This window comes from Ruminococcus sp. RTP21358st1_G6_RTP21358_211008, assembly GCF_040908885.1.
Taxonomy (GTDB): domain Bacteria; phylum Bacillota; class Clostridia; order Lachnospirales; family Lachnospiraceae; genus Blautia_A; species Blautia_A faecis.
This window is the reverse complement of the sequence record NZ_JBDGDM010000003.1, coordinates 14,460-36,706: the sequence shown is the minus strand read 5'-3', so window position 1 is coordinate 36,706 and position 22,247 is coordinate 14,460. Positions and strand designations below refer to the sequence as shown.

The following is a 22,247-nucleotide window of genomic DNA, read 5'->3' as shown; positions in this document are numbered from 1 at the left end:
TGTTCACATCATTCTTGGAACACGCCTTACAGAATGAGCAGTGCATAGGAGAAAAATATAGATGTCACAATTTTTACCAGTTACAAAAAAAGACATGGAGGACAGAGGCTGGGATCAGGTGGATTTTGTCTACGTGACAGGAGATGCTTACGTAGATCATTCCTCTTTTGGTACTGCTATTATCAGCCGCCTTCTGGAGAGCCGGGGCTATAAAGTGGGAATTATCCCACAGCCCGACTGGCGCAGGAAGGAGAGTATTGCCGTATTTGGAGAGCCTCGCCTTGGCTTCCTTGTAAGTGCCGGCAATATGGATTCCATGGTTAATCACTATACCGTTGCAAAAAAGCACCGCCAGAAGGATTCTTATTCTCCTGGCGGTAAAATGGGTTTGAGGCCGGACCGTGCTGTTATTGTATACAGTAATCTGATTCGTCAGACTTTTAAGAAAACTCCTGTAATCCTTGGTGGAATCGAGGCAAGCCTCAGACGTATGGCACATTACGATTACTGGGAAAATAAGGTGAAGCACAGTATCCTCATAGATTCCGGCGCAGACCTGATTTCTTACGGAATGGGAGAGCATTCTATTATTGAGATTGCAGAGGCTCTTGACAGCGGAATCCCTGTCAGCGAAATTACCTATGTGGCAGGAACCGTCTATAAATGCAGGGATCTGTCCCGCACTTACGAGCCGATCATACTTCCTTCTTTTGATGAAGTACAGGCGGATAAGCAGGCTTATGCCAGAAGCTTTGCCATCCAGTATCAGAATACAGATCCTTTTACAGCAGGAACCATGGCCGAATTCTACGGAACAAAGGGTTACGTGATCCAGAATCCACCTGCATTACCTCTTACACAGGAGGAGATGGACGATGTATATGATCTTCCTTATGCGGGAAATTATCATCCCATGTATGAGAAAGACGGCGGAATTCCTGCATTAGAGGAAATTAAATTCAGCCTTACCAGCAACAGGGGATGTTTCGGAAGCTGCAGCTTCTGTGCATTAACTTTTCATCAGGGGAGAATCCTGCAGACCAGAAGTCATGAATCAATTCTGAAAGAAGCGGTCCACATGACCGAGGAGAAAGATTTCAAAGGATATATCCACGATGTAGGCGGACCTACAGCAGACTTTCGCCAGCCTTCCTGCCAGAAACAGCTGACCAGAGGCGTTTGCAAGAACCGTCATTGTCTGTTTCCGGAGCCATGTAAGAATCTGACCGCGGATCACAAAAATTACGTTTCTCTTCTTCGTAAGCTCCGGGATCTTCCAAAAGTAAAAAAAGTATTTGTCCGTTCCGGTGTGCGTTTCGATTATGTGTTGGCAGACCCGGACAAGACTTTTCTTAATGAACTTGCCAAATATCATGTAAGCGGACAGCTTCGTGTAGCTCCTGAGCATGTTTCCAATCAGGTGCTGAAATATATGGGCAAACCGTCCCACGAAGTGTATGAGAAGTTTTTGAAGGAATTTGACAAGGCAAATAAGAAGGCTGGCTTACAGCAGTTTGCCGTGCCATATTTTATGTCCTCCCATCCGGGATGTACCATGAAAGAAGCTGTGAAACTGGCAGAATATGTCCGTGATCTTGGCTTTACTCCGGAGCAGGTGCAGGACTTTTACCCAACACCTTCTACACTGTCTACCTGTATGTATTACACGGGGATCCATCCTCTTACAGGCGAAGAGGTTTATGTGCCGAAGAGCGCCCATGAAAAAGCCATTCAACGTGCACTTATGCAATATAAGAATCCGGTCAACAGAGAACTGGTTCTCGAAGGATTGAAAATTGCAGGGCGTATGGATCTGGTTGGGTATGGAGAAAAATGTCTGATCCGGCCTGTCAGAAAAGGGCATGGTGACAGCAAATATACAGAGAATGCCGGGCGTAACAGAGAATCAAAGCATGGTCCGGCACCAAAGAAAACCATCCGCAATCATCACACAAGAAAAAAGCAGAAATAGGAGTGTTTTCATGAAATTAATGCAGACAAACAAAGGAGAATTCGGATATCTGAAGCGTGAACGAAAGCGCAGGATTATAATTGCTGCCATTATGCTTGGTGTCCCCATTTTTATTTTCATCAGCATGTGGATCTACCTTGGTACCAGAAATTCTGTCTGGACGATCATTGCTCTGGTAGGATCTCTTCCAGGCTGTAAGGCTGTGGTAGATGTGATCATGGTCTATCTGGCAAAGCCTGTAGATCCGGTCCTGTACAAGAAGATCCATGCACATCAGGGTGATCTTGTCATGGCGTACGAGATGTATATGACTTTCTATGAAAAAAAATGCACCATAGATGCCATTGCAGTATGCGGAAATACCGTAGTCGGTTATACCAGTGATCCGAAGGCAGATACAAATTTTATGGCTGCAGAAGCCCAGAAACTGGTTCGCAAAAACGGCTATAAAGTAGATGTGAAAATTCTGGGAGAGCTTCGCCCTTTCCTGGAACGTCTTGATTCTATGAACGAACACAAGGAATCCTTAGAAGAAGGGCTTCGCTTTACACCAGATCCAAGATATCCGGATTTTACCAGAGATGAAATGGTGAAGCATGTGATCCTGAATTTGTGTATCTAAGGGGATATCCAGCATGAAAGAGTTTATTATTAATGAAAATGAAGCGGGACAGCGCTTTGACAAATATTTAGGAAAGCTTCTCCGTGAAGCCCCCAAAAGCTTTTTTTACAAAATGCTCCGCAAGAAAAATATTACCTTAAACGGTGGCAGAGCCACTGGAAATGAGAAGCTTTCCACTGGTGACCACGTAAAGCTTTTCCTTTCGGATGAAACTTTCGGGAAATTTGCAGGAGTACAGGAAACGGTAGCAAGAGCTCATCAGAAGCTTGATATTGTATACGAAGACGACAATATCCTTCTGATTAACAAACCTGTGGGAATGCTTTCCCAGCCTGCAGATGATAAGGAACCATCACTGGTAGAATTTCTGACGGGGTATCTTCTGGAAAGCGGAGCGGTTACAGAGGCGTCTTTACATACCTTCCGCCCATCTGTCTGCAATCGTCTGGACCGCAATACCAGCGGACTTGTGGCTGCGGGGAAGTCCCTGGCAGGACTTCAGGAGCTTTCTTCATTGTTTCATGATCGAAGCCTTCACAAATTTTACCGCTGCCTGGTAAATGGTGTTATAAAAAATGAAAAATATATCAAAGGATATTTGCATAAAGACGAAAAATGTAATAAAGTAACAGTACAGGAAACGGAAACATCCGGAGCACTTCCCATTGAGACCAGATACCGTCCCCTTGAAGATAACGGAACCGTTACCCTTCTTGAGGTGGAGCTGATCACCGGACGCACACATCAGATCAGGGCACACCTTGCAGGAACTGGTCATCCCCTTATTGGAGATTACAAGTACGGCAGGCGTACCTTAAACGATGAATACTGCAGAAAGTATGGTCTGAAATCGCAGCTGCTTCACGCATACAGGTTGGAAATCCCGGAAATTGAAGGGCGTCTTTCCTATCTGTCTGGCAAAGAGTTCACGGCTCCTTTGCCTTATCTGTTTCAAAAAATCCTGAAAGAGGAACACGTAGAGGAGAATAAATAATATGAAAATCTGGCATGAAGTATGGGACTATATAAAAATGATCATCATTGTAGTTGCTATAGTCCTGGTTATCAACAATGTAGTACTGATCAACGCAAAAATCCCTTCTCCATCCATGGAGAAGACTATTATGACCGGCGACCGTATCTTTGGATTCCGTCTTGCATATGGTATCAATCTGGATCTGTTTGGACATGAGATTTCCAAAAAAGTCAAGGATCCCGAGCGCTTTGACATTGTAATTTTCAAGTATCCGGATGATGAAAGCCAGCTTTTCATCAAACGTGTGATCGGACTTCCGGGAGAGACTGTTGAGATCAAAGACGGAAAGGTATACATCGACGGTTCTGAGACTGCTCTTGATGATTCCTTTATTCCAGAGAAAATGCAGGGAAGCTTCGGTCCATATACAGTTCCGGATAATTGCTATTTTATGCTGGGTGATAACCGAAATGATTCTAAGGATTCCCGCTTCTGGAAGAACACGTTCGTCCGCTTTGACCAGATCGTAGGGAAAGCAGTTGTAAGATATTATCCTTCCATCAAGCTTCTTGGCTACGAGGAACCGTAAGAATGGCGACATGGAACAGCAGAGGGCTCCGGGGTTCTACCCTGGAGGACCTTGTAAACCGAACAAACGATCAGTACAGGGAGAAGGGACTTGCTCTGATACAGAAGATTCCCACTCCCATCACTCCGGTACGCATGGACAAAGAGAACCGTCACATTACTCTGGCATACTTTGACCAGCGAAGTACTGTTGACTATATAGGTGCAGTACAGGGAATTCCTGTCTGCTTTGATGCAAAGGAATGCAGCACCCAGACGTTTCCTCTGGCAAATATTCATCCTCATCAGGTGAAATTTATGGAGGACTTTGAAAAACAGAATGGCGTGGCATTTTTTCTTATATTTTTCAGTCAGTTGAACTTATTTTATTATCTGCCTTTTCGGGAACTGTTGGCATACTGGAGACGGATGGAAGAGGGCGGACGGAAAAGCTTCCGCAGGGAGGAACTGGATGAGAAGTATTACCTGCCGAAAAAGAGCGGCTTTCTGGTTCCTTATTTAGAGGGATTAAAGTTGGATCTGGAAACACGCGTGTTGCCATAACACACGCAACGTTACTGTTCACTCCGTTTACAGTAACACGCTTCGCGATGAACAGAAATCATGCTTTGCATGATTTCGCGCCGCAACTCTCGGGTTTTCTGTGAACTTTGTTCACAAAAAACATCTCGCGGAATGTTACCAGTGAACAGTAACCACGCAACACTTCGTCTTGACAATCTTGGAATATTCCACTATAATCAACATTGATTTCGCATTATCGTAGTAGCGTGATAAAGCGTTATGTAATTAACAAGCAAGAAACAACATGGAGGAAACATGATATGCAGAGAATTTTTCATACGCCGGAGGGTGTACGGGATATTTACAGTCAGGAATGCAGCCGAAAACAAAAGCTTCAGGAAAAGCTTCACCGTGTATTCCATCAGTATGGCTTTGAAGATATAGAAACTCCCACATTTGAATATTTTGAAGTGTTTAGTAAAGAAGTGGGAACCATTCCCTCCAGGGATCTTTATAAATTTTTTGACAGAGAAGGCAATACCCTTGTTCTTCGACCTGACTTTACACCGTCCGTTTCCAGAGCCTGTGCTACCTATTTTAACCCTGAAAAAGAAGTAGTAAGTCTGTGTTATACAGGCAACACTTTTATCAATAATTCCAGCTTTCGCGGAAGATTGAAAGAGACAACCCAGATGGGCGTTGAGCGTATGGGCGATGATTCACCGGAAGCAGATGCAGAGATTCTGGCTATGACAGTAGAGTGTCTGCTTGCGACAGGACTTACCGAATTTCAGGTAAGCGTTGGGCAGGTTGACTATTATAAAGCGATTTTTGCCCAGACAGGCTTGAGCCAGGAAGAGGAAGAAGAGCTTCGGGAGCTGATTTCCCAGAAAAACTATTTTGGTGTGGAAGAGCTTGTAAAGAATAAGAACATGGATAAATCCCTTGCAAGAGTTCTTTCCCAGCTTCCTCAGATGTTCGGATCGACAGAAGTTCTGGAAAAGGCAAAATCCCTTACGGACAATCCACAGGCATTAAAGGCGGTTGCGCGTCTGGAAGAAATCTATGAGCTTCTGAAGGTTTACGGCTATGAGAAATACGTTACTTTTGATTTTGCAATGTTAAGCAAATATCATTACTATACCGGAATCATTTTCCAGGCTTATACCTATGGTACAGGAGAAGCGTTGATCAAGGGCGGACGCTACAATCAGCTGATGAAGCATTTCGGCAAGCCTGCTGCATCCATCGGGTTTGCCATTGTAGTAGATAACCTTCTGATGGCTCTTTCCAGACAGAAAATCGAAATGGAGGGAGAGGAGGGCGTTACGGTTATCACTTACCGCAAAGAAAACCGTATCCAGGCAATCCAGAAGGCCAAAGAGCTTCGCGCCCAGGGCAGAAATGTAGCCCTTCGCCCAGAGAAAGTAACTAAGGTTTGTGAGGTGGAATTATGAGATATCTGACTTTTGCCCTTACCAAGGGAAGACTTGCAGACAAAACCCTTGCCATGCTTGAGAAAATCGGGATCACCTGCGAAGAGATGAAAGATAAGGATTCCCGTAAACTGATTTTTGTAAATGAAGAATTAAAGCTTCGTTTTTTCCTTGCCAAAGGACCAGATGTACCTACATATGTAGAATATGGCGCAGCTGACATCGGAATTGTCGGAAAGGATACGATCCTGGAAGAAGGCCGTAAGCTTTACGAGGTAATGGATCTTGGATTTGGAGCCTGCCGCATGTGTGTTTGCGGACCTGAAAGTGCCAAACCCCTTCTGAATTCAAATCAGCTGATTCGTGTGGCAACCAAATATCCAAACATTGCCAAAGATTATTTCTATAATAAGAAACATCAGACTGTGGAAATCATTAAGCTGAATGGTTCTATTGAGCTTGCCCCTATTGTAGGTCTTTCTGAAGTGATTGTGGATATCGTTGAGACCGGAAGCACACTTCGTGAAAATGGACTGAAGGTGTTAGAAGAAGTTTGCCCTCTTTCAGCAAGAATGGTTGTGAATCAGGTAAGCATGAAAATGGAAAATGAAAGAATCAGTAAGCTGATTGAAGATTTACGAAAGGTAATCTGAAATTACTGTTTTTTCTGGAATAAAATAAAATTGGAAGGATCGATCACAATGCGTACAGTAAGATTAACAAAAGAATCTACCAAAGATATCCTGGAAAATCTTTTAAAACGGAGCCCTAATAATTACGGCAAGTTCGAAGCCGCAGTAGCAGATATTCTTGCAAATGTAAAAGAAAAAGGGGATGAAGCTCTTTTTTCTTACACAAAAGAATTTGATAAAGTAGAGGTAACTCCGGAAACCATACGTGTAACCGAAGCGGAAATTGAAGAAGCATATAAAGCAGTTGATGCATCCTTATTGGAAGTTATCCGCAAGGCACTTGTAAACATCCGCAGCTACCATGAGAAACAGCGTCAGAACAGTTGGTTTACCAGTACCGAAAATGGCACCATGCTTGGTCAGAAGGTAACACCATTAAATCGTGTAGGTGTTTATGTTCCAGGCGGAAAAGCAGTTTATCCTTCTTCTGTATTAATGAATATTGTGCCGGCAAAAGTGGCAGGAGTACCTCACATCGTTATGACCACACCTCCTGGGAAAGACGGTAAAGTAAATCCATCCACTCTGGTTGCTGCCAAAGAAGCAGGCGCTGATGAGATCTATAAAGTTGGTGGTGCACAGGCAATCGGAGCACTTGCTTATGGTACTGCAAGCATCCCAAAGGTAGACAAGATCGTAGGACCTGGCAACATTTTTGTAGCCCTTGCAAAAAAGGCTGTTTATGGACATGTGAGCATTGATTCCATCGCTGGTCCAAGTGAGATCCTTGTCCTTGCAGATGAAACTGCAAATGCACACTATGTAGCAGCAGATCTTCTTTCTCAGGCAGAACACGATGAGATGGCTTCTGCAATCCTCATTACTACCAGTACAGAACTGGCACAGAATGTAGAGAAAGAGATTGAAGGCTATCTGAAGGTTCTTTCCAGAAAAGAGATCATCGAAAAATCTCTGGAGAATTTTGGATATATCCTTATTGCAGAAGATATGGATGAAGCAATTGAAGCAGCGAATGAGATTGCTTCGGAACATATGGAAATTGTCACTAAGAACGCTTTTGAGGTAATGATGAAGGTACGAAATGCAGGCGCTATTTTCATTGGAGAGTACAGTTCTGAACCTCTTGGTGATTATTTCGCGGGACCGAACCACGTTCTTCCTACCAACGGAACAGCCAAGTTCTTCTCTGCACTTTCCGTTGACGATTTTATTAAGAAATCCAGTATTGTATATTATTCCAGGTCTGCATTACAGGAAATCCACAAGGACATCATCCAGTTTGCATCCTCAGAGCAGCTAACTGCACACGCCAACTCCATTGCAGTCCGCTTTGAAGAGGAAGATAAAAAGGAGCAGTCATGACAAGAGAAGCTACTGTTGAACGAAATACAAAGGAAACTAAAATTGCCATAAAGCTGAATCTGGACGGAACCGGAAAAAGCAGTCTGGATACAGGTGTGGGATTTTTCGATCACATGTTAGATGGCTTTACCCGCCACGGACTTTTTGATCTGGATATAAAGGTAAAGGGTGATCTTCAGGTTGACGATCATCATACCATTGAAGATACGGGAATTGTTCTTGGCACAGCTATTAAAGAAGCGGTTGGAGACAAGAAAGGAATCAGGCGTTACGGAAGCTGCATCCTTCCAATGGATGAGTGTCTTGTGCTTTGCGCCATTGATCTCGGGGGACGCCCGTATCTTTCCTTCGAAGGTACGTTTACCAGTGAAAAAATTGGAGATATGTCCACAGAAATGGTGAAGGAATTCTTTTACGCCATTTCTTATACGGCAGCCATGAATCTTCACATTAAGGTTCTAACACCGGGAAATAATCACCATATGGCAGAAGCCATGTTCAAAAGCTTTGCAAAGGCGCTGGATATGGCGGTAGCTTATGATCCTCGTATTACAGATGTGCTTTCTACGAAGGGAAGTCTCTAAGGGCAGAACAAACAGAATTACAATTAAGACGATATGATATATGCCACTTGTTTTCATTTTTTTCGAATTGAGCATGAAAGCAGGTGGCATAATTGCAGAAGAATTTTTCATAAAGGAGTATTAAAAATATGGAACAGAACCAATTAAAGTCCAAAATGTCCTGGTCAGATTTCAAATTAAACAGTGACGGCATGGTTCCGGTTATTGTGCAGGATTACAAAACAGACGAAGTTCTTATGCTTGCGTACATGAACGAGAAAGCATACCTTACCACTCTGAAGCTGGGAAAAATGACTTACTGGAGCCGCAGCCGCAACGAGCTCTGGACCAAAGGACTAACCTCCGGTCATGTTCAGTATGTGAAATCATTGACTATTGACTGTGATAATGATACAATTCTGGCAAAAGTAGAGCAGGTAGGGGCTGCATGCCATACCGGAAACCGGACATGCTTTTTTACCCCATTGCTCTAAAGCCTGTTTGAAAAATCATTCCTGCAATCTGCACGCCCCACTTTGCGATATATTTTGCAGAAAGCCTTTTTCAAACACGCTCTAAAAAAGACTGCAAAAGGTAAAATTATTACATGAAAAAACAAGTGAAAAACGGTGTGATCAAAGTTCTGATCCTGGTTCTGATTCTGGCAGGTGCGTATGGGCTGTGGTGTCATTTTCTTACAGATAATGTAATCTGGAAGAAGCTTAAAATAAACGGCATAGCCATTCAGGGAATGACCAAAGAGGAAGCCATTGACGCAATTTCAAAAGATTTTCAGGAAAAATATGAGAACACACAGATGACCATTACCCTGAATGGAAAGAACTTTAAGGTATCCATCTATCCTGTTCTCGGTCTTGATGTAAAATCAATTGTAGAAAGTGCCTATGCTCTTGGACATGGTGCCTGGTTTACTCATGGAACTGACCGCATCGAACTGATGAACAGCAAGACAAAGGAAGAAGTCACCCTTATGCCAGAAGCCCGAAACAAAGACGAACTGGACAAGCTTCTGGAGGATGCTGGAATTTCAAAGGGATCCACCACTATACAGACTTCCTGTGAACTTACAGATACAGAGCTGGTTATCACTAAGGGAAAAACCGGAATCGGTCCGGATATGGATGCATTGAAAGAAGCGATTCTAAAAGCAATTTCCATAGAAGATTATGAAGCTGTTATCGAATGTCCTACTATGAAGACACCGCCAGAGGAACTGGATCTGGAAGCCTATTATGAAAAAGTACATACAGATGCCACAGATGCTTCTCTGGGGGAAAATAATGAAATTATTCCGGCAGTTACCGGAATTTCATTTGATGTGAAGTCAGCTGCAAAGAAGCTGGAAAAAGCAAAAGAAGGGGCAAAGATTACCATCCCCCTTGAAATAACCCTACCCGAAGTTTCTACAGAAGAGATAGAAGCCCTTCCTTATCTGAATCTTCTTGGTACTTATACTACATATGGCGGAGGTACCGAAAACCGTGTTGCCAATTTGAAGCTTGCCGTGGAAGCCTGTGATGGAATGGAACTTCAGCCAGGACAGATTTTTTCCTACAACGATACTTTAGGTCCACGTACTGAGGAACGAGGGTACAGGGAAGCAACTGTAATTGTAGGAGGCGAACATGCCCAGGATATCGGAGGCGGAATCTGCCAGATTTCCACTACGTTGTTTATGGCATGCCTGCAGTCTGATCTGACCATTGTTGAGCGTCATAATCACGCTGCCCGAATTGATTATGTTGAGGATGGTCTGGACGCAGCAGTGGTGTGGGGAGGTCAGGATTTCCGTTTTCAGAATAATACTGCTTATCCAATTAAAATTGAAGCCTCTTACGATGAAAAAGAGGAAGCCGTAACGGTATCCATTTACGGAACCCAAACTGACAATAATACGGTAGAGATTACTACAGAGCATTCCGATCCAAACACCTGTAAAACCTACCGCAGTGTCTACGATGAGAATGGAACACTTCTCCGCACAGATGAAGTCGGGTACAGTAAATACAAGCAATAACCCTATAAATCTATTGATTTCGACATAACGGTCTGCTATAATGAGGTGAATTGAATAAATCCGTTTTCAGTGCCAGACATATCTGTCTGCTACAGCGTGCAGATTGTGGGAATATTTTTCAACACGCTCTAAGAGGGAATCAGGTGAAAGTCCTGAACGATCCGGTCACTGTAACCAGGGAGTAGAATCCAGTGAAACCATTGGTATATTGCTGAGAAGGATGGATTCTGTGTTGATCTGTAAGTCAGGAAACCTGCTGAATTCGTTTAATGAAAGCTTCCGAAGAAAGTACTTCATTCTCATTAATATATTTGATAATACAATATATTGAATTTTTAGTGCCTGTTTTCTCAGAGGAAGCAGGCATTTTTTTGAAATAATCCTGTCAGGATTGCCCATTGTACAAACAGGCTCCAGAAGCAATTGGGATTTATTCAAATTATAAAATAATAGGAAGAATCGAGGAAAAAGAAATGAAAAGAAATTCAAAACGCTTTCTTGCACTGTTCCTTTCCGTCGCGATGACGGTCACTCCTGCTGTACTTACACAGGCAGAAAATGAGGATGCAAACGTACAGGTTTCTGTTACACCAACTCCAGAAACAGAGGCGGAGAAGACTGCTGTTGCTGCTGAGACCCCTGTGCAGGAGAACGCAACAGCTGAGGAAGAAAACACTGACACTACAGTAACTCCGGCAGCAGTGGATGCCTCTGCTGTGAAAGAGACACCTGCTGCTACAGAAACACCTGCCTCTGAGACCACTCCTGAGGTTACTGCATCACCTGCTGAAGAAAGCAAAAATGAGGAAGCAGAAGCTCCACAGCCTACAGCTGCACCAGAAACAACAGAAGAGGGCAAAACCGAAGAGACAGATAAACCAGAAACAAAGCCAGAGGATCTGAACCCAGATGGTTCCAACATGACCATTGACAAGGAAGATAACAGTGCATATAAAATGCTTAAAATCAAAAGCTCTTCTGCTGAATTAAATGGTGATAAAATTAAGATAACCCTCAATACTGACGGAAAGAACTATGAGAAGCTTTATCTTGGTTCTAAAGAAGATCCTGACGAAGCAAAAAATGCAGCAGCAATCGTTGGTACAGAAAATGAAGATGGTTATACTTTCATTTTTGAGGTTCCTGCCAGTGAACAGGTCCAGACTTTCAGCATCGTACCATTTTCTGTAAAAAATCAGAAATGGTACACAAATATGGCTTTGAAACTGAACGTTCCAGGAATGAAAGCCCCGGAACCAACAGCTACTCCAGAGCCAACTGCAGCCCCTGAGCCAACTGCCACTCCACTGCCAACTGCAGCTCCAACCCAGGCACCAGCCCAGAATGAGATTACAGATGCCGGAATCAAGCTTGTAAAAGAAAACGGTGATGAATTTGCAATGTTCGTAATCACCGGTTCCACTGTAAAGGTTTCGGAGGATAAGTATATTGTCACACTTTCTACCGCAAAACAGAATTATGACATGATCTATCTTGGCAGTGCCAGTGACTCTGATAAAGAAGCAAATTCCATCAAAGGAGTAGAGAACAGTGCAGGAGGCTATACCTACACCTTTGAAGTTACTGCAAGCAAGGAAGCTCAGACAATAGCAGTCGTTCCTCATTCCAAGAAGAGCCAGAACTGGTACGCAAAGGGTATATTGACGATTACCGTACCGGCGGTTCCAGGATATGGAGAGGCTGCTCCAACACCGGAACCAACTGTTTCCCCAGAGCCTACCGAAGCACCGGTTGAGACTCCTGCACCAACTGAAACTCCAGTGCCAAGCACAACTCCGGAAGCAGCCAACACCCCAGAGCCAACAGCAACTCCTGCTCCAGGCAGCTGTGCAAGCGGAATTTATAATGTTACAGTAAACTCCAGTTCATCTATGTTCCGTGTAATTGACTGTGTCCTCACTTCCAAAAACGGAAAAATGACAGCTGTTCTTACTTTAAGCGGAACTGGTTACGACTATCTATGTCTGGGAACAAAAGAAGAAGCTGCCGCAGCAGATTCCTCCACCTGGGTTCCATATGTGGCAGACGCAAATGGCAAATATACATATGAGATTCCTGTTGAAGCCCTGGACAATGGAATTGCAGTTGCTGCTTTTTCCCACAAAAACCAGATCTGGTATGACAGAATCCTGACTTTCCAGTCCAGCACTTTGAATAAGATAGGTGACGTACAGGATGATCCGCAGCCAGACACTGCTCCTGACACAACAATCACAGCAACTCCTGCACCCACTGCAAAACCAAATAAAAAACCGACAGCAACCCCTACACCAACAGCAACTCCAAAGCCAGACAAGAAACCGGAAGAGGAATCCAAATACGAATCTGACTTAAGCGGCGGAACAGCATCTGTAAACAGTTCTACTACATTAGCAGATGGAACCTATACTCCTGACAGCTTCTCCTGGTCTGGTGGCTCTGGAAAGGTCAATATTTCCTGTAACAAAGTTACGGTAACAAATGGTCAGGCATATGCGACTATTGTATTCAGCAGTGAATATTACGGTTATGTAAAAGCCAATGGAAATAAATATTACGGTGCATGCGGCGGCGGAACTTCTACTTTCACAATTCCGGTAGCACTGAACCAGAATAATACGATCATTGGTATGACAACCAGAATGTCCCAGGCTCATGAAATCACTTACACCATTTATATCGCTTTAAAGGGTGCAAACGATCCGAAGAAAACAGACAAGGATAACCCGGCAGAGGACAACAGCATGCTTTCCACAGGAAACAAGAAGCTGGATGATTCTGCACCAGAGATCACAGGTCTTGAGTATAAAGACGAAACTACTCTTGAGCATGCAAAATACTTTAAGCTTTATCACTACGCAAAGGGCATTACCCTTCTTGAAGTAGATATGACAACAGATACTGCAAGAAAACCGGAAACTGTTGATTCCGGAAAAGAAAATGCAAAAACAGAAGCTGCTGATTCCCAGGAACTTACAGGTACAGAAAAGCTCTACATGGGCAATGTTGTAAAATACCTGATCGTACCTGAGGGTGCTGTTATCCCTGCAGGACTTGATAAAGATGTAATCGTGATCAACCAGCCGGTAGAATCTGCTTATGTGGCTTCCACAGATGCTCTTAACATTTTGGATAAGCTTGATCTTACAGACAAAGTTACTGCTCTTGGAATGGAAAAAGAGGACTGTACGGTAGACAGCCTTACAGCTGCTCTGGAAGATGGTTCCGTAACTTTTGCAGGAAAAGATGAAGATACAGATTACAAAGCTCTTGTAAAGAGTCAGTGCGGTATTTCTATCCTTTCTTCTGATATTCTCCCGACAGAGGAAGCAGACACAGAAGCAAAAGAAAACCTTCTGAAAGATTCCGCAGAGAAATATTCCACTCTGAAAATCCCGTTTATCGTGGACCGTTCTGCAGATGAAAAGGATGACAATGCAAAAGCTGAGTGGGAAAAAGCTTACGAAGCAATTTTTGTAACTGATGAGGAAGAATAAATTATTATTCTTCACCATATGCACAGTAACAAGAATAATCAGCAGGAGAAAATAAAAATGTATGACAAAAAGCTGAAATATAAAATTTTAAGTATTTTTGCGGCAGCAGTTATGACATTTACTGCCATTACTCCGGTATGGGCAGAAGAGGAGAACCTGGAAGCAGATGCTTCTGGGGAGACTTCTTCTGACACATCAGAAGAAAATGCTGCACCTGAAATTGCAGGTCTAACTTATGAATCCGCCATGGATCTGTCTTTTGCAGAATGCTTTGATGTGTATTATTATAATGACGGTTACAAACTTCTGGACATCCATGATAGTGCCAGATATCTGATCGTCCCAGAGGGCAAAGAGGCACCCGATGATCTGGATCCTGAAATCCAGATCCTTCAGCAGCCACTTGACACCATCTACATGGCAGCCACTTCCCCAATGGCATTGTTCGATGCAATCGGAAGTGTAGACTCCATCAAGCTGTCAGGTCTTGATGCTTCCGGCTGGTATATCCAGTCAGCTGCTGATGCTATCAATAACGGCGAAATGACTTTTGCGGGAAAATACGATGAACCGGATTACGAGCTTCTGGTAGGTGACGACTGTGATCTTGCAATAGAGTCTACTATGATCCTTCATGCGCCGAAGGTACAGGAGATGATCGAAACTCTTGGAATTCCTGTTTTCACCGACCGTTCCAGCTATGAGAGCCAGCCCCTTGGACGTACAGAATGGATCAAGCTTTATGGCGCAATGATGAACAAAGAAGAGGAGGCAAAGACCTTCTTTGACCAGCAGGCACAGGTTATTGAGAAGCTAAAGGACTTTACAAATACGGAAAAAACAGTTGCGTTTTTCTACATCAATACCAGCGGTTCTCCTGTAGTACGTAATCCTAAAGATTATATTTCCAGTATGATCGAGATTGCCGGTGGAAGAAATGTATTCGCAGATCTTCAGGATGACAGTGGAAAAACTTCCGTTGCCATTACCATGGAGGAATTCTATAATACTGCGGCAGATGCAGATTATCTGATCTACAACTCCAGTATTGATGCGTCTGTAAAAAGCATAGACGATCTTCTTGCAAAAGAAAGTCTGATGGCTGATTTTAAAGCCGTAAAAGAGGGAAATGTCTGGGTAACTGATGATTCCATGTACCAGCATACAGATACAATTGGTGAACTGATCACAGATCTGAACCTGATGCTTACCGGCGGAAGTGAAGAGGATATGACTTTTCTTCATAAGCTGAGCTGACAGCAGGTTCTGTTGTAAATGAAACAAAAATGGAGAAAAATAAAATGAGCAATCAATCCGCTGGAACTAGCTTCCACATGGAAAATTTTAAGAGACGATCTCGTTATGCTATGGTTTTCATTCTGCTGATCCTGGCTTTTGGTCTGATCACAGTTTTGAATATCAACACAGGAAATGTTCATATTTCTCTGTCTGAGATCATAGATATCCTGCTGAAAAAAGCCACAGATACAAAAGAATACAGCATCATCTGGAAAATCCGTCTTCCCAGGATCCTGATGGCTGCCATTCTTGGAGGTGCCTTATCCCTATCTGGTTTTCTTCTTCAGACCTTTTTTGAAAATCCCATTGCAGGACCTTTTGTTCTGGGAATTTCTTCCGGTGCGAAAATGGTAGTAGCTCTTACCATGATTTATTATCTTGGCAGAGCTGTAAACGTAACTTCTTACACTCTGATCATTGCAGCTTTTATTGGTTCCCTGATTTCCATTGGTTTTATTCTTCTGATTTCAAAAAGGATCAAGCACATGGCCACCCTTCTGGTTGCTGGAATCATGATCGGCTATATCTGTTCTGCAGTAACTGATTTTGTGGTAACTTTTGCAGATGATTCCGATATTGTAAATCTTCACGGATGGTCACAGGGAAGCTTCTCCGGTATGAGCTGGAGTAACGTTTACATTTCCTGTGTGGTGGTAGGAATTACCCTGATCCTGACTTTCCTGCTGTCAAAGCCCATCGGTGCTTATCAGCTGGGAGAAGCTTATGCACAAAGCATGGGCGTAAATATCAAATTCTTCCGTGTTGCATTGATTTTGCTTTCCAGTATTTTATCAGCAACTGTAACTGCTTTTGCAGGACCGATTTCTTTCGTTGGAATTGCAGTCCCATTTCTGATGAAAAGAAGCTTCGGCACATCCAGACCACTTATAATCATTCCGGGAACATTCCTGGGCGGTGCAGTTTTCTGTATGATGTGTGACCTGATTGCCAGAATGGCTTTTGCCCCTCTGGAGCTGAATATCAGTACCGTTACCTCCATCTTTGGAGCACCTGTTGTTATTTTCATGATGTTGCGGAAGAAGAGAGGAAACTGAAATGGATAATTACTATTTTCATATGGATAACCTTTCTGTCGGTTATGACAAAAAGGCCTTAATTCATGATATCTGTATTGGAATTAAAAAAGGGGAGATTGTAACCCTCATTGGTCCAAATGGTTCTGGTAAATCTACGATTCTGAAAAGTATCACAAGACAGCTGCAGATCATTGGTGGAAAAGTTTACTTTGATGATCGCAATCTGAATTCTTTTTCCTATAAAGAGCTTTCCACACGCATGGCAGTAGTTCTTACGGAACGAATGCGTCCGGAGCTTATGACCTGTCATGATATTGTGGCAACCGGACGCTACCCTTATACAGGCAGACTCGGTATTCTTTCCAGAGAGGATGAGGAAAAGGTAGAGGAAGCCATGAGAGCGGTGCATGCGGAATCGCTTGGCAGTCGTGACTTTAACAACATCAGCGATGGCCAGCGTCAGAGAGTGCTTCTTGCCCGTGCGATCTGCCAGGAACCGGATATTATTATTCTGGATGAGCCAACCTCTTTCCTTGATATCAAACATAAGCTGGATCTTTTATCCATTCTTCGGGATATGGCAAAAAAGAAGCAGATCACAGTTATCATGTCTCTTCACGAAATCGATCTGGCACAGAAAATTGCAGATAAGATCATCTGCGTAAAGGGAGATACTATTTCTCATTTTGGAAAGCCGGAAGATATTTTTGAAGAGAACATGATCAAGGAGCTGTATGAGATCAACAATGGATTTTTTGATCCCCTGTTTGGAAGTATTGAGCTTCCGAAACCAGACGGAGAAGCGAAAACTTTCGTAATCTGTGGAAACGGCACTGGTATTCCCATATTCCGTCAGCTGCAGAAAGAGCATACACCTTTTATTGCAGGTATTCTTTACACCAATGACGTGGATTACCGCCTGGCAAGACTATTGGCTTCAAAGGTGATCACGGAAGAACCCTTCATGGAAATCAGTGAAGAAGCCTTCCAGAAGGCGCAAAAAGCCATGGAAAGCTGTGAGAGGATAATCTGCACGGCTGTTCCAGTTGGAAGCTGCAATAAGCGGTTAGGAGAGCTTATAGATGCAGCGAAGAAGAGCGGGAAAACAGAGTTTGTATAATTCTGCCTTGCGGGATTCTTTGATTCCGTTTCTTTACAGGACTCATTTTTTACGTTATACTGAGCTCACCGAAAGAAGGAGAGGACTCGTTTTATGAAAAAAAATATTTTTACAAAAGACAACCTGATGTTCTTTATCATTCTGAATCTGGGATTGATTTTTACAGCGGTTGGAATTGCCATTTTTAAAACACCCAACCATTTCGCATTTGGTGGTACATCTGGTCTGTCTATTATCCTTTCTACCTTATTTCCGAAGTGGAATGTAGGTGCATTTATGTGGATCGTCAATGCAGCACTTGTTGTACTTGGATTTTTCTTCCTTGGAATCCGCTCCATGGGCTGGACTGTCTATTCCTCTTTTGCCCTGTCTTTCTATGTAAGTGCCTGTGAAGCTATTTATCCCCTTAGTTCGCCACTTACACATGACGTGTTCCTGGAGCTTTGTTTTGCAGTGATCCTTCCTGCAGTGGGAGCTGCTATGGTATTTAATGTCGGTGCCTCCACTGGTGGTACTGATATTGTGGCAATGATTTTGCACAAATATACCAGCCTTGAGATCGGACGTGCCCTTTTGGTCAGTGACCTGGGAATTGTGCTGATCGCTGCTTACCTTTACGGTGCCCAGACCGGACTTTACTGTATTCTTGGAATGATCCTGAAATGCACTGTAGTAGACAGTGCAATTGAGAGTCTGAACCTGAGAAAGGTATGTACGATCATTAGTAAATATCCGGAGCAGGTAGAAGAGTTCATCATCAATGACCTGCATCGTTCTGCCACAGAGCAGAAGGCCTTTGGCATCTATACCAAGAAGGAGCAGAAGGTAATGATGACTGTGCTTACCCGAAGCGAGACCAACCGTCTTCGTATTCATTTAAGACAGATTGATCCTCATGCATTTATTACCATCGTAAACAGCAGCGAAATCATTGGAAAAGGCTTCCGTTCTATCTGATGCCTGCCAGCTAATGCAGAAGACTGATTTTTCCATAACAGAACAGTCTGATGAAGCTTGATTTTAAAACCAGAAAGGAATACAGGCCATGATTTCCAAAACCATGCGAGCAATTCTCCACACCCTTTCCTACGGCAATATCGAAGTGGAATCCTCCCGCAGACTGGTGGACATTAAGAAGCTGGATGCCATGAATATTTTTCTGAAAAAAATGGATATCCAGATTTTCAACGGGGACTACGAAATCCCTCTGCGGATTTATTTTCCTACTGAAGAAGCCATGACAAACGGGGTGGAAAAAGGCCATACTTTTCCAGTTCTTCTATTTTTTCATGGCGGAGGATGGGTGACAGAAAGTGTGGATACCTATAACCGTGTATGTGCCAGAATGTCCCAGTCTACCGGTCATATTGTAGTATCTGTGGAATACAGGCTTGCTCCTGAATATCGTTTTCCAACGGCTCTGATGGACTGTTATGCAGCGGCGAAAGCGCTTTACACCAATAAGCTGATTCTGAATACTGATCCCCGGAAAATCACTATCATGGGTGACAGTGCCGGAGGAAATCTTGCAGCCGCAGTTGCTCTTATGGCAAGAGACAAGGGCGACTTTCAGGTATTCCGGCAGATTCTTATTTATCCAGCCTTATATAATACCTATACAACCGCATCTCCCTATGCCTCTGTGCAAAAGAACGGCACCGACTACCTGCTTACTGCAGTGAAAATGCAGGATTATCTGAATCTGTATGAAAGCTGCCCCGAGGATCGGGTCAACCCTTATTTTGCACCTCTTCTGGCAAGAGATTTTTCTAATATGCCAGAAACCCTGATTCTCACAGCAGAGTTTGATCCTCTTCGTGATGAAGGCGAAGATTATGGAAAAAAACTGGCAGAGGCTGGTAATTATGTGGAAGTACACCGGATCAAAGATGCACTTCACGGCTTTTTTGCTCTTGGAATCCGCTTTTTCCATGTGCAGGAGAGTTTTTCTTATATGAACGAATTCTTAAAAAGGGAAGTGTAAAAATTGAAAGAAGGATATTCGAACTGGAGAAAACTGGATAACGCGGCCCTTGCTTTTCCTCTGGTAACTGGCAAAAATGATACCAGAGTATTTCGTTTTTACTGTGAACTAAAGGAAAATGTAAAACCGGAGCTTCTCCAGACCGCTCTTGAAAAAACCATGGAAAAATATCCTCTGTTTCAGATGGTTCTCCGAAAAGGATTATTCTGGTTCTACCTGGAACACAGGGATATTCGTCCAATTGTAAAGGAAGAGAAGAAGCCTCCATGCAGCAGGCTGTATGTTCCAGACAAAAAGAATCTTCTTTTTCAGGTCAGCTATTATGAAAAAAGGATCAATTTTGAAGTTTTCCATGCGCTGACAGATGGTACCGGGGCAATGCATTTTCTTCAGGAACTGGTAATCAATTATCTGAAGAAGGCTCACCCGGAACAAAATCTGCCATCTCTGCCAGTCAAGGATACAAGCACCCCCGGTGATCAAGAGGAGGATAGCTTTTCCCAGTATTATTCCTCAGATATTCCCGGAAATTCTGAGAAAAAAACTCGCGCTGTCAGACTTCCGGGAGAACGGCTGCTTCATGAGGATATGCACATTACAGAGATTGTACTTCCGGTAAAAGAGCTTCATGCAAAAGCAAAAGAATATGGTGTCTCCATAACCATTCTGATCACAGCCATGTTTCTTTGTTCCATCCATGAGGAAATTCCCAAGAGCAGGCAAAATCGCCCCATTGCCCTTATGGTTCCTGTAAATCTGCGGAATTATTTTCCCTCACAGTCTATGGCAAATTTTTTTGGCTGGATAGAAGTGGGACATGATTTTTCCCAAACTTCTGATTTTACAGAAATTCTGGCTCACGTGAAAGAGCAGTTTGCCGCGGAACTGGTAGAAGAGAAAATTGCCAGACATATGAATAGCTATGTCCGCCTGGAAAAAAATCCGATCATCCGTGCAGTTCCCCTGGAAATAAAAAAATATTTCCTTATGCTGGGAGCAAACCTGGGCTCCAAAAGCATTACGGCTGTTTATTCCAATATTGGGATTCTTCGTTTTCCAAAGGAGTATAACCAGTACATTGACCGTTTCGGAATTTTCGCAAGCACCAACTCCATGCAGCTTTGTTCCTGTTCTTACGAAAACGAAATGGTTCTTGGATTTACTTCCAAGCTTCCCAAGGATAATATTCAGCGAAATTTTCTGAACATGCTGAAAAAAGAAGAAATTCCTTATACAGAAAAAACCAATAATTTCCCCGGCTGTTCCCTGAAAGAGAAAAAGGAGGAGCAGAGAATCGTGCAGGTTTTCAATTTTGTCTGCATTGCAGCTGCAATTCTCTGCGGCATGATCAATTACCTTACACGGGAAAAATTGGACTGGTTCTGGTTCGCCGCAGCTGGCTGTCTTTGCGGATGGCTGATCGTAGCAGTTGCTTATGCCAAATGGAGGAATATCTTAAAAAACGAGATCATACAGTTGATCCTGGTAACTGTTATCGCGGTTCTGTGGGACAAATATACCGGATGGCATGGCTGGTCTCTGGATTTTGTCCTCCCATTTGGCGCTCTTGCAGTGCTTGGCTCTATACCTGTGATCGTAAAAGTACAAAAGCTGGAAAAAGAAGAGTATCTGTTTTACCTTGTTCAGGCTGCTTTTGCTGGTCTGGTACCGCTGATCCTTATGTTGCTTCACCTGATCCGTTTCCCATACCCATCTGTGGTATGCACAGGAATCAGCCTGCTGGTATTTGCAGGAATGTTTATTTTTAGCAGCAATGATACTATCCGGGAGTTTCATAAAAAACTTAGAATGTAATAAAGTGGACACAGATTGCAAGGACTTCTTTGCTGAAATTTCAGTTAAACAGTCCTTGCAATCTGTGTCCGTCTGTTATGTCTGATAACCTAAAGCGTATTTGATAAATCATTCCCGCAATCTGCACGCCCCACTTTGCGGGAGTTTTTGCAGAAAGCCCTTTTCAAATACGCTCTGGAAGTTAATATAATTAAATTTCTACAAGAATTCCCTTCTCTTTATCATACTTACAATATTTGCCATTTCCGGAAATAAATGGCTGATAAGTATTCGTACGTGTATCTTTCACATATACAATTCCTGTGGCGATCATTTCTACCAATGAGAAACGTTTACTCAGGCTTGAGATCCAGGAGTAGGTTTTATTACTGTCAGAATCAGCAGCAACCAGACTGTATCCCTCTTCACACGGTTTCAGAGAGAAGTAAATTTTCTCCGGCTTAGAAGTCTCTTTAAATACCTGGCTTGCTATATAAGTAGAAAAATTCTTCTCCACAAACTGCTGGAAAGAGTATAAGGTATAAACCTCTCCGCTGACTTCGTCTGTAATCCGGTCTCCGCGCTGCAGACGCGCCTTGATCAGAGACAAAGTCTCAATGGTCCAGTTGATAAAGGAAATGCTGCTGTAGGTCATGCTCTCCAAAAGCTGGTCGATCAGTTTCTTTGTGAGAACATTTGATTTCGTTGCTTCGTTAAACAATTCTTCATTCATAATCCGCACCCTCCATAACATATATATGTTAATTGATAATCTTAATTATAAGATCTTATTTTGTTAAAA

Annotated in this window: 20 protein-coding genes, 1 pseudogene and 1 riboswitch; of the genes and pseudogenes, 18 read left to right on the top strand and 3 right to left on the bottom strand. The window is 43.1% G+C overall.

Going from position 1 to position 22,247, the window contains the following annotated elements; translation table 11 throughout:
• Positions 1 to 61: 61 nt before the first annotated feature.
• The 10 genes from AB5Z12_RS01695 to hisI all read left to right on the top strand — a co-directional run bounded on the left by AB5Z12_RS01695 (position 62) and on the right by hisI (position 9,170).
• A complete protein-coding gene (locus AB5Z12_RS01695) occupies positions 62 to 1,972 on the top strand; it encodes a YgiQ family radical SAM protein (RefSeq protein WP_173736056.1) in 1,911 nt (636 codons plus the stop codon).
• Positions 1,973 to 1,982: 10 nt separating this feature from the next.
• The gene (locus AB5Z12_RS01690) at positions 1,983 to 2,594 is read left to right on the top strand and encodes a hypothetical protein (protein WP_173736057.1); all 612 of its coding nucleotides are present in this window, start codon (positions 1,983 to 1,985) and stop codon (positions 2,592 to 2,594) included.
• Positions 2,595 to 2,607: 13 nt separating this feature from the next.
• Complete coding sequence (locus tag AB5Z12_RS01685; RefSeq protein WP_173718995.1) at positions 2,608 to 3,588, top strand: RluA family pseudouridine synthase; 981 nt, start codon at positions 2,608 to 2,610, stop codon at positions 3,586 to 3,588.
• Position 3,589: 1 nt separating this feature from the next.
• On the top strand, positions 3,590 to 4,159 hold the full coding sequence (gene lepB, locus AB5Z12_RS01680) for a signal peptidase I (protein WP_173716740.1): 570 nt from the start codon (positions 3,590 to 3,592) through the stop codon (positions 4,157 to 4,159).
• A gap of 2 nt (positions 4,160 to 4,161) precedes the next feature.
• The gene (locus AB5Z12_RS01675; RefSeq protein WP_368357238.1) at positions 4,162 to 4,701 is read left to right on the top strand and encodes a Holliday junction resolvase RecU; all 540 of its coding nucleotides are present in this window, start codon (positions 4,162 to 4,164) and stop codon (positions 4,699 to 4,701) included.
• A 281-nt stretch (positions 4,702 to 4,982) separates the two neighbouring features.
• The gene (gene hisZ / locus AB5Z12_RS01670) at positions 4,983 to 6,119 is read left to right on the top strand and encodes an ATP phosphoribosyltransferase regulatory subunit (RefSeq protein ID WP_173716742.1); all 1,137 of its coding nucleotides are present in this window, start codon (positions 4,983 to 4,985) and stop codon (positions 6,117 to 6,119) included.
• Positions 6,116 to 6,751: an ATP phosphoribosyltransferase gene (hisG, locus tag AB5Z12_RS01665; protein WP_148463394.1), complete on the top strand. Its 636-nt coding sequence runs from the start codon at positions 6,116 to 6,118 to the stop codon at positions 6,749 to 6,751. The genes hisZ and hisG overlap by 4 nt, the downstream gene beginning before the upstream one ends.
• Positions 6,752 to 6,799: 48 nt before the next feature.
• On the top strand, positions 6,800 to 8,113 hold the full coding sequence (gene hisD / locus AB5Z12_RS01660) for a histidinol dehydrogenase (RefSeq protein ID WP_173716743.1): 1,314 nt from the start codon (positions 6,800 to 6,802) through the stop codon (positions 8,111 to 8,113).
• A complete protein-coding gene (hisB, locus tag AB5Z12_RS01655; protein ID WP_173716744.1) occupies positions 8,110 to 8,697 on the top strand; it encodes an imidazoleglycerol-phosphate dehydratase HisB in 588 nt (195 codons plus the stop codon). Before hisD ends, hisB begins: the two co-directional genes overlap by 4 nt.
• Before the next feature lie 128 nt (positions 8,698 to 8,825).
• Complete coding sequence (hisI, locus tag AB5Z12_RS01650) at positions 8,826 to 9,170, top strand: phosphoribosyl-AMP cyclohydrolase (RefSeq protein WP_118583473.1); 345 nt, start codon at positions 8,826 to 8,828, stop codon at positions 9,168 to 9,170.
• Here the strand turns inward: hisI and AB5Z12_RS01645 are convergent.
• On the bottom strand, positions 9,154 to 9,204 hold the full coding sequence (locus AB5Z12_RS01645; protein WP_368072645.1) for a hypothetical protein: 51 nt from the start codon (positions 9,202 to 9,204) through the stop codon (positions 9,154 to 9,156). The two genes, hisI and AB5Z12_RS01645, sit on opposite strands and share 17 nt — an antisense overlap.
• Before the next feature lie 79 nt (positions 9,205 to 9,283).
• On the opposite strand from AB5Z12_RS01645, the gene AB5Z12_RS01640 reads away from it, so the two are divergent.
• The 8 genes from AB5Z12_RS01640 (at position 9,284) to AB5Z12_RS01605 (ending at position 21,466) form a co-directional block, all read left to right on the top strand.
• A complete protein-coding gene (locus tag AB5Z12_RS01640) occupies positions 9,284 to 10,714 on the top strand; it encodes a VanW family protein (protein WP_173716745.1) in 1,431 nt (476 codons plus the stop codon).
• A 76-nt stretch (positions 10,715 to 10,790) separates the two neighbouring features.
• Positions 10,791 to 10,990, top strand: a riboswitch (cobalamin riboswitch).
• A gap of 197 nt (positions 10,991 to 11,187) precedes the next feature.
• Positions 11,188 to 14,211 carry a hypothetical protein gene (locus AB5Z12_RS01635; protein WP_237963236.1) on the top strand — a complete coding sequence of 1,008 codons (3,024 nt, stop codon included), beginning with the start codon at positions 11,188 to 11,190 and terminating at the stop codon, positions 14,209 to 14,211.
• Positions 14,212 to 14,229: 18 nt separating this feature from the next.
• Positions 14,230 to 15,468 (top strand): ABC transporter substrate-binding protein, encoded by a 1,239-nt coding sequence (locus AB5Z12_RS01630; RefSeq protein ID WP_368368537.1) that lies wholly within the window; start codon positions 14,230 to 14,232, stop codon positions 15,466 to 15,468.
• A 44-nt stretch (positions 15,469 to 15,512) separates the two neighbouring features.
• Positions 15,513 to 16,565, top strand: a complete 1,053-nt coding sequence (locus AB5Z12_RS01625; RefSeq protein WP_148463387.1) for an iron ABC transporter permease — start codon at positions 15,513 to 15,515, stop codon at positions 16,563 to 16,565.
• Position 16,566: 1 nt separating this feature from the next.
• On the top strand, positions 16,567 to 17,667 hold the full coding sequence (locus tag AB5Z12_RS01620; protein ID WP_195992999.1) for an ABC transporter ATP-binding protein: 1,101 nt from the start codon (positions 16,567 to 16,569) through the stop codon (positions 17,665 to 17,667).
• Between the two features lie 93 nt (positions 17,668 to 17,760).
• Positions 17,761 to 18,624, top strand: a complete 864-nt coding sequence (locus AB5Z12_RS01615) for a YitT family protein (RefSeq protein ID WP_118583485.1) — start codon at positions 17,761 to 17,763, stop codon at positions 18,622 to 18,624.
• A gap of 88 nt (positions 18,625 to 18,712) precedes the next feature.
• The gene (locus tag AB5Z12_RS01610) at positions 18,713 to 19,651 is read left to right on the top strand and encodes an alpha/beta hydrolase (RefSeq protein ID WP_330382812.1); all 939 of its coding nucleotides are present in this window, start codon (positions 18,713 to 18,715) and stop codon (positions 19,649 to 19,651) included.
• A gap of 3 nt (positions 19,652 to 19,654) precedes the next feature.
• Positions 19,655 to 21,466: a DUF6320 domain-containing protein gene (locus tag AB5Z12_RS01605; RefSeq protein WP_368357239.1), complete on the top strand. Its 1,812-nt coding sequence runs from the start codon at positions 19,655 to 19,657 to the stop codon at positions 21,464 to 21,466.
• A gap of 40 nt (positions 21,467 to 21,506) precedes the next feature.
• Here the strand turns inward: AB5Z12_RS01605 and AB5Z12_RS01600 are convergent.
• Together AB5Z12_RS01600 and AB5Z12_RS01595 are read right to left on the bottom strand one after the other, a co-directional pair.
• Positions 21,507 to 21,611, bottom strand: a pseudogene (locus AB5Z12_RS01600) (DUF6783 domain-containing protein); the annotation flags it as partial.
• A 45-nt stretch (positions 21,612 to 21,656) separates the two neighbouring features.
• Entirely contained in the window at positions 21,657 to 22,178 is a 522-nt protein-coding gene (locus AB5Z12_RS01595; RefSeq protein WP_118583489.1) for a hypothetical protein, read from the bottom strand.
• Positions 22,179 to 22,247 lie beyond the last annotated feature (69 nt).

Excerpts from the sequence above, each read along its gene's own strand:
- hisI (WP_118583473.1), top strand. The coding sequence starts at position 8,826 with ATGGAACAGAACCAATTAAAGTCCAAAATGTCCTGGTCAGATTTCAAA.
- AB5Z12_RS01630 (WP_368368537.1), top strand. The coding sequence starts at position 14,230 with ATGCACAGTAACAAGAATAATCAGCAGGAGAAAATAAAAATGTATGAC.
- hisZ (WP_173716742.1), top strand. The coding sequence starts at position 4,983 with ATGCAGAGAATTTTTCATACGCCGGAGGGTGTACGGGATATTTACAGT.
- AB5Z12_RS01675 (WP_368357238.1), top strand. The coding sequence starts at position 4,162 with ATGGCGACATGGAACAGCAGAGGGCTCCGGGGTTCTACCCTGGAGGAC.
- hisD (WP_173716743.1), top strand. The coding sequence starts at position 6,800 with ATGCGTACAGTAAGATTAACAAAAGAATCTACCAAAGATATCCTGGAA.
- hisB (WP_173716744.1), top strand. The coding sequence starts at position 8,110 with ATGACAAGAGAAGCTACTGTTGAACGAAATACAAAGGAAACTAAAATT.
- AB5Z12_RS01610 (WP_330382812.1), top strand. The coding sequence starts at position 18,713 with ATGATTTCCAAAACCATGCGAGCAATTCTCCACACCCTTTCCTACGGC.
- AB5Z12_RS01640 (WP_173716745.1), top strand. The coding sequence starts at position 9,284 with ATGAAAAAACAAGTGAAAAACGGTGTGATCAAAGTTCTGATCCTGGTT.
- AB5Z12_RS01595 (WP_118583489.1), bottom strand. The coding sequence starts at position 22,178 with ATGAATGAAGAATTGTTTAACGAAGCAACGAAATCAAATGTTCTCACA.
- hisG (WP_148463394.1), top strand. The coding sequence starts at position 6,116 with ATGAGATATCTGACTTTTGCCCTTACCAAGGGAAGACTTGCAGACAAA.
- AB5Z12_RS01615 (WP_118583485.1), top strand. The coding sequence starts at position 17,761 with ATGAAAAAAAATATTTTTACAAAAGACAACCTGATGTTCTTTATCATT.
- AB5Z12_RS01695 (WP_173736056.1), top strand. The coding sequence starts at position 62 with ATGTCACAATTTTTACCAGTTACAAAAAAAGACATGGAGGACAGAGGC.
- AB5Z12_RS01620 (WP_195992999.1), top strand. The coding sequence starts at position 16,567 with ATGGATAATTACTATTTTCATATGGATAACCTTTCTGTCGGTTATGAC.
- AB5Z12_RS01690 (WP_173736057.1), top strand. The coding sequence starts at position 1,983 with ATGAAATTAATGCAGACAAACAAAGGAGAATTCGGATATCTGAAGCGT.
- AB5Z12_RS01685 (WP_173718995.1), top strand. The coding sequence starts at position 2,608 with ATGAAAGAGTTTATTATTAATGAAAATGAAGCGGGACAGCGCTTTGAC.
- AB5Z12_RS01625 (WP_148463387.1), top strand. The coding sequence starts at position 15,513 with ATGAGCAATCAATCCGCTGGAACTAGCTTCCACATGGAAAATTTTAAG.
- AB5Z12_RS01635 (WP_237963236.1), top strand. The coding sequence starts at position 11,188 with ATGAAAAGAAATTCAAAACGCTTTCTTGCACTGTTCCTTTCCGTCGCG.
- lepB (WP_173716740.1), top strand. The coding sequence starts at position 3,590 with ATGAAAATCTGGCATGAAGTATGGGACTATATAAAAATGATCATCATT.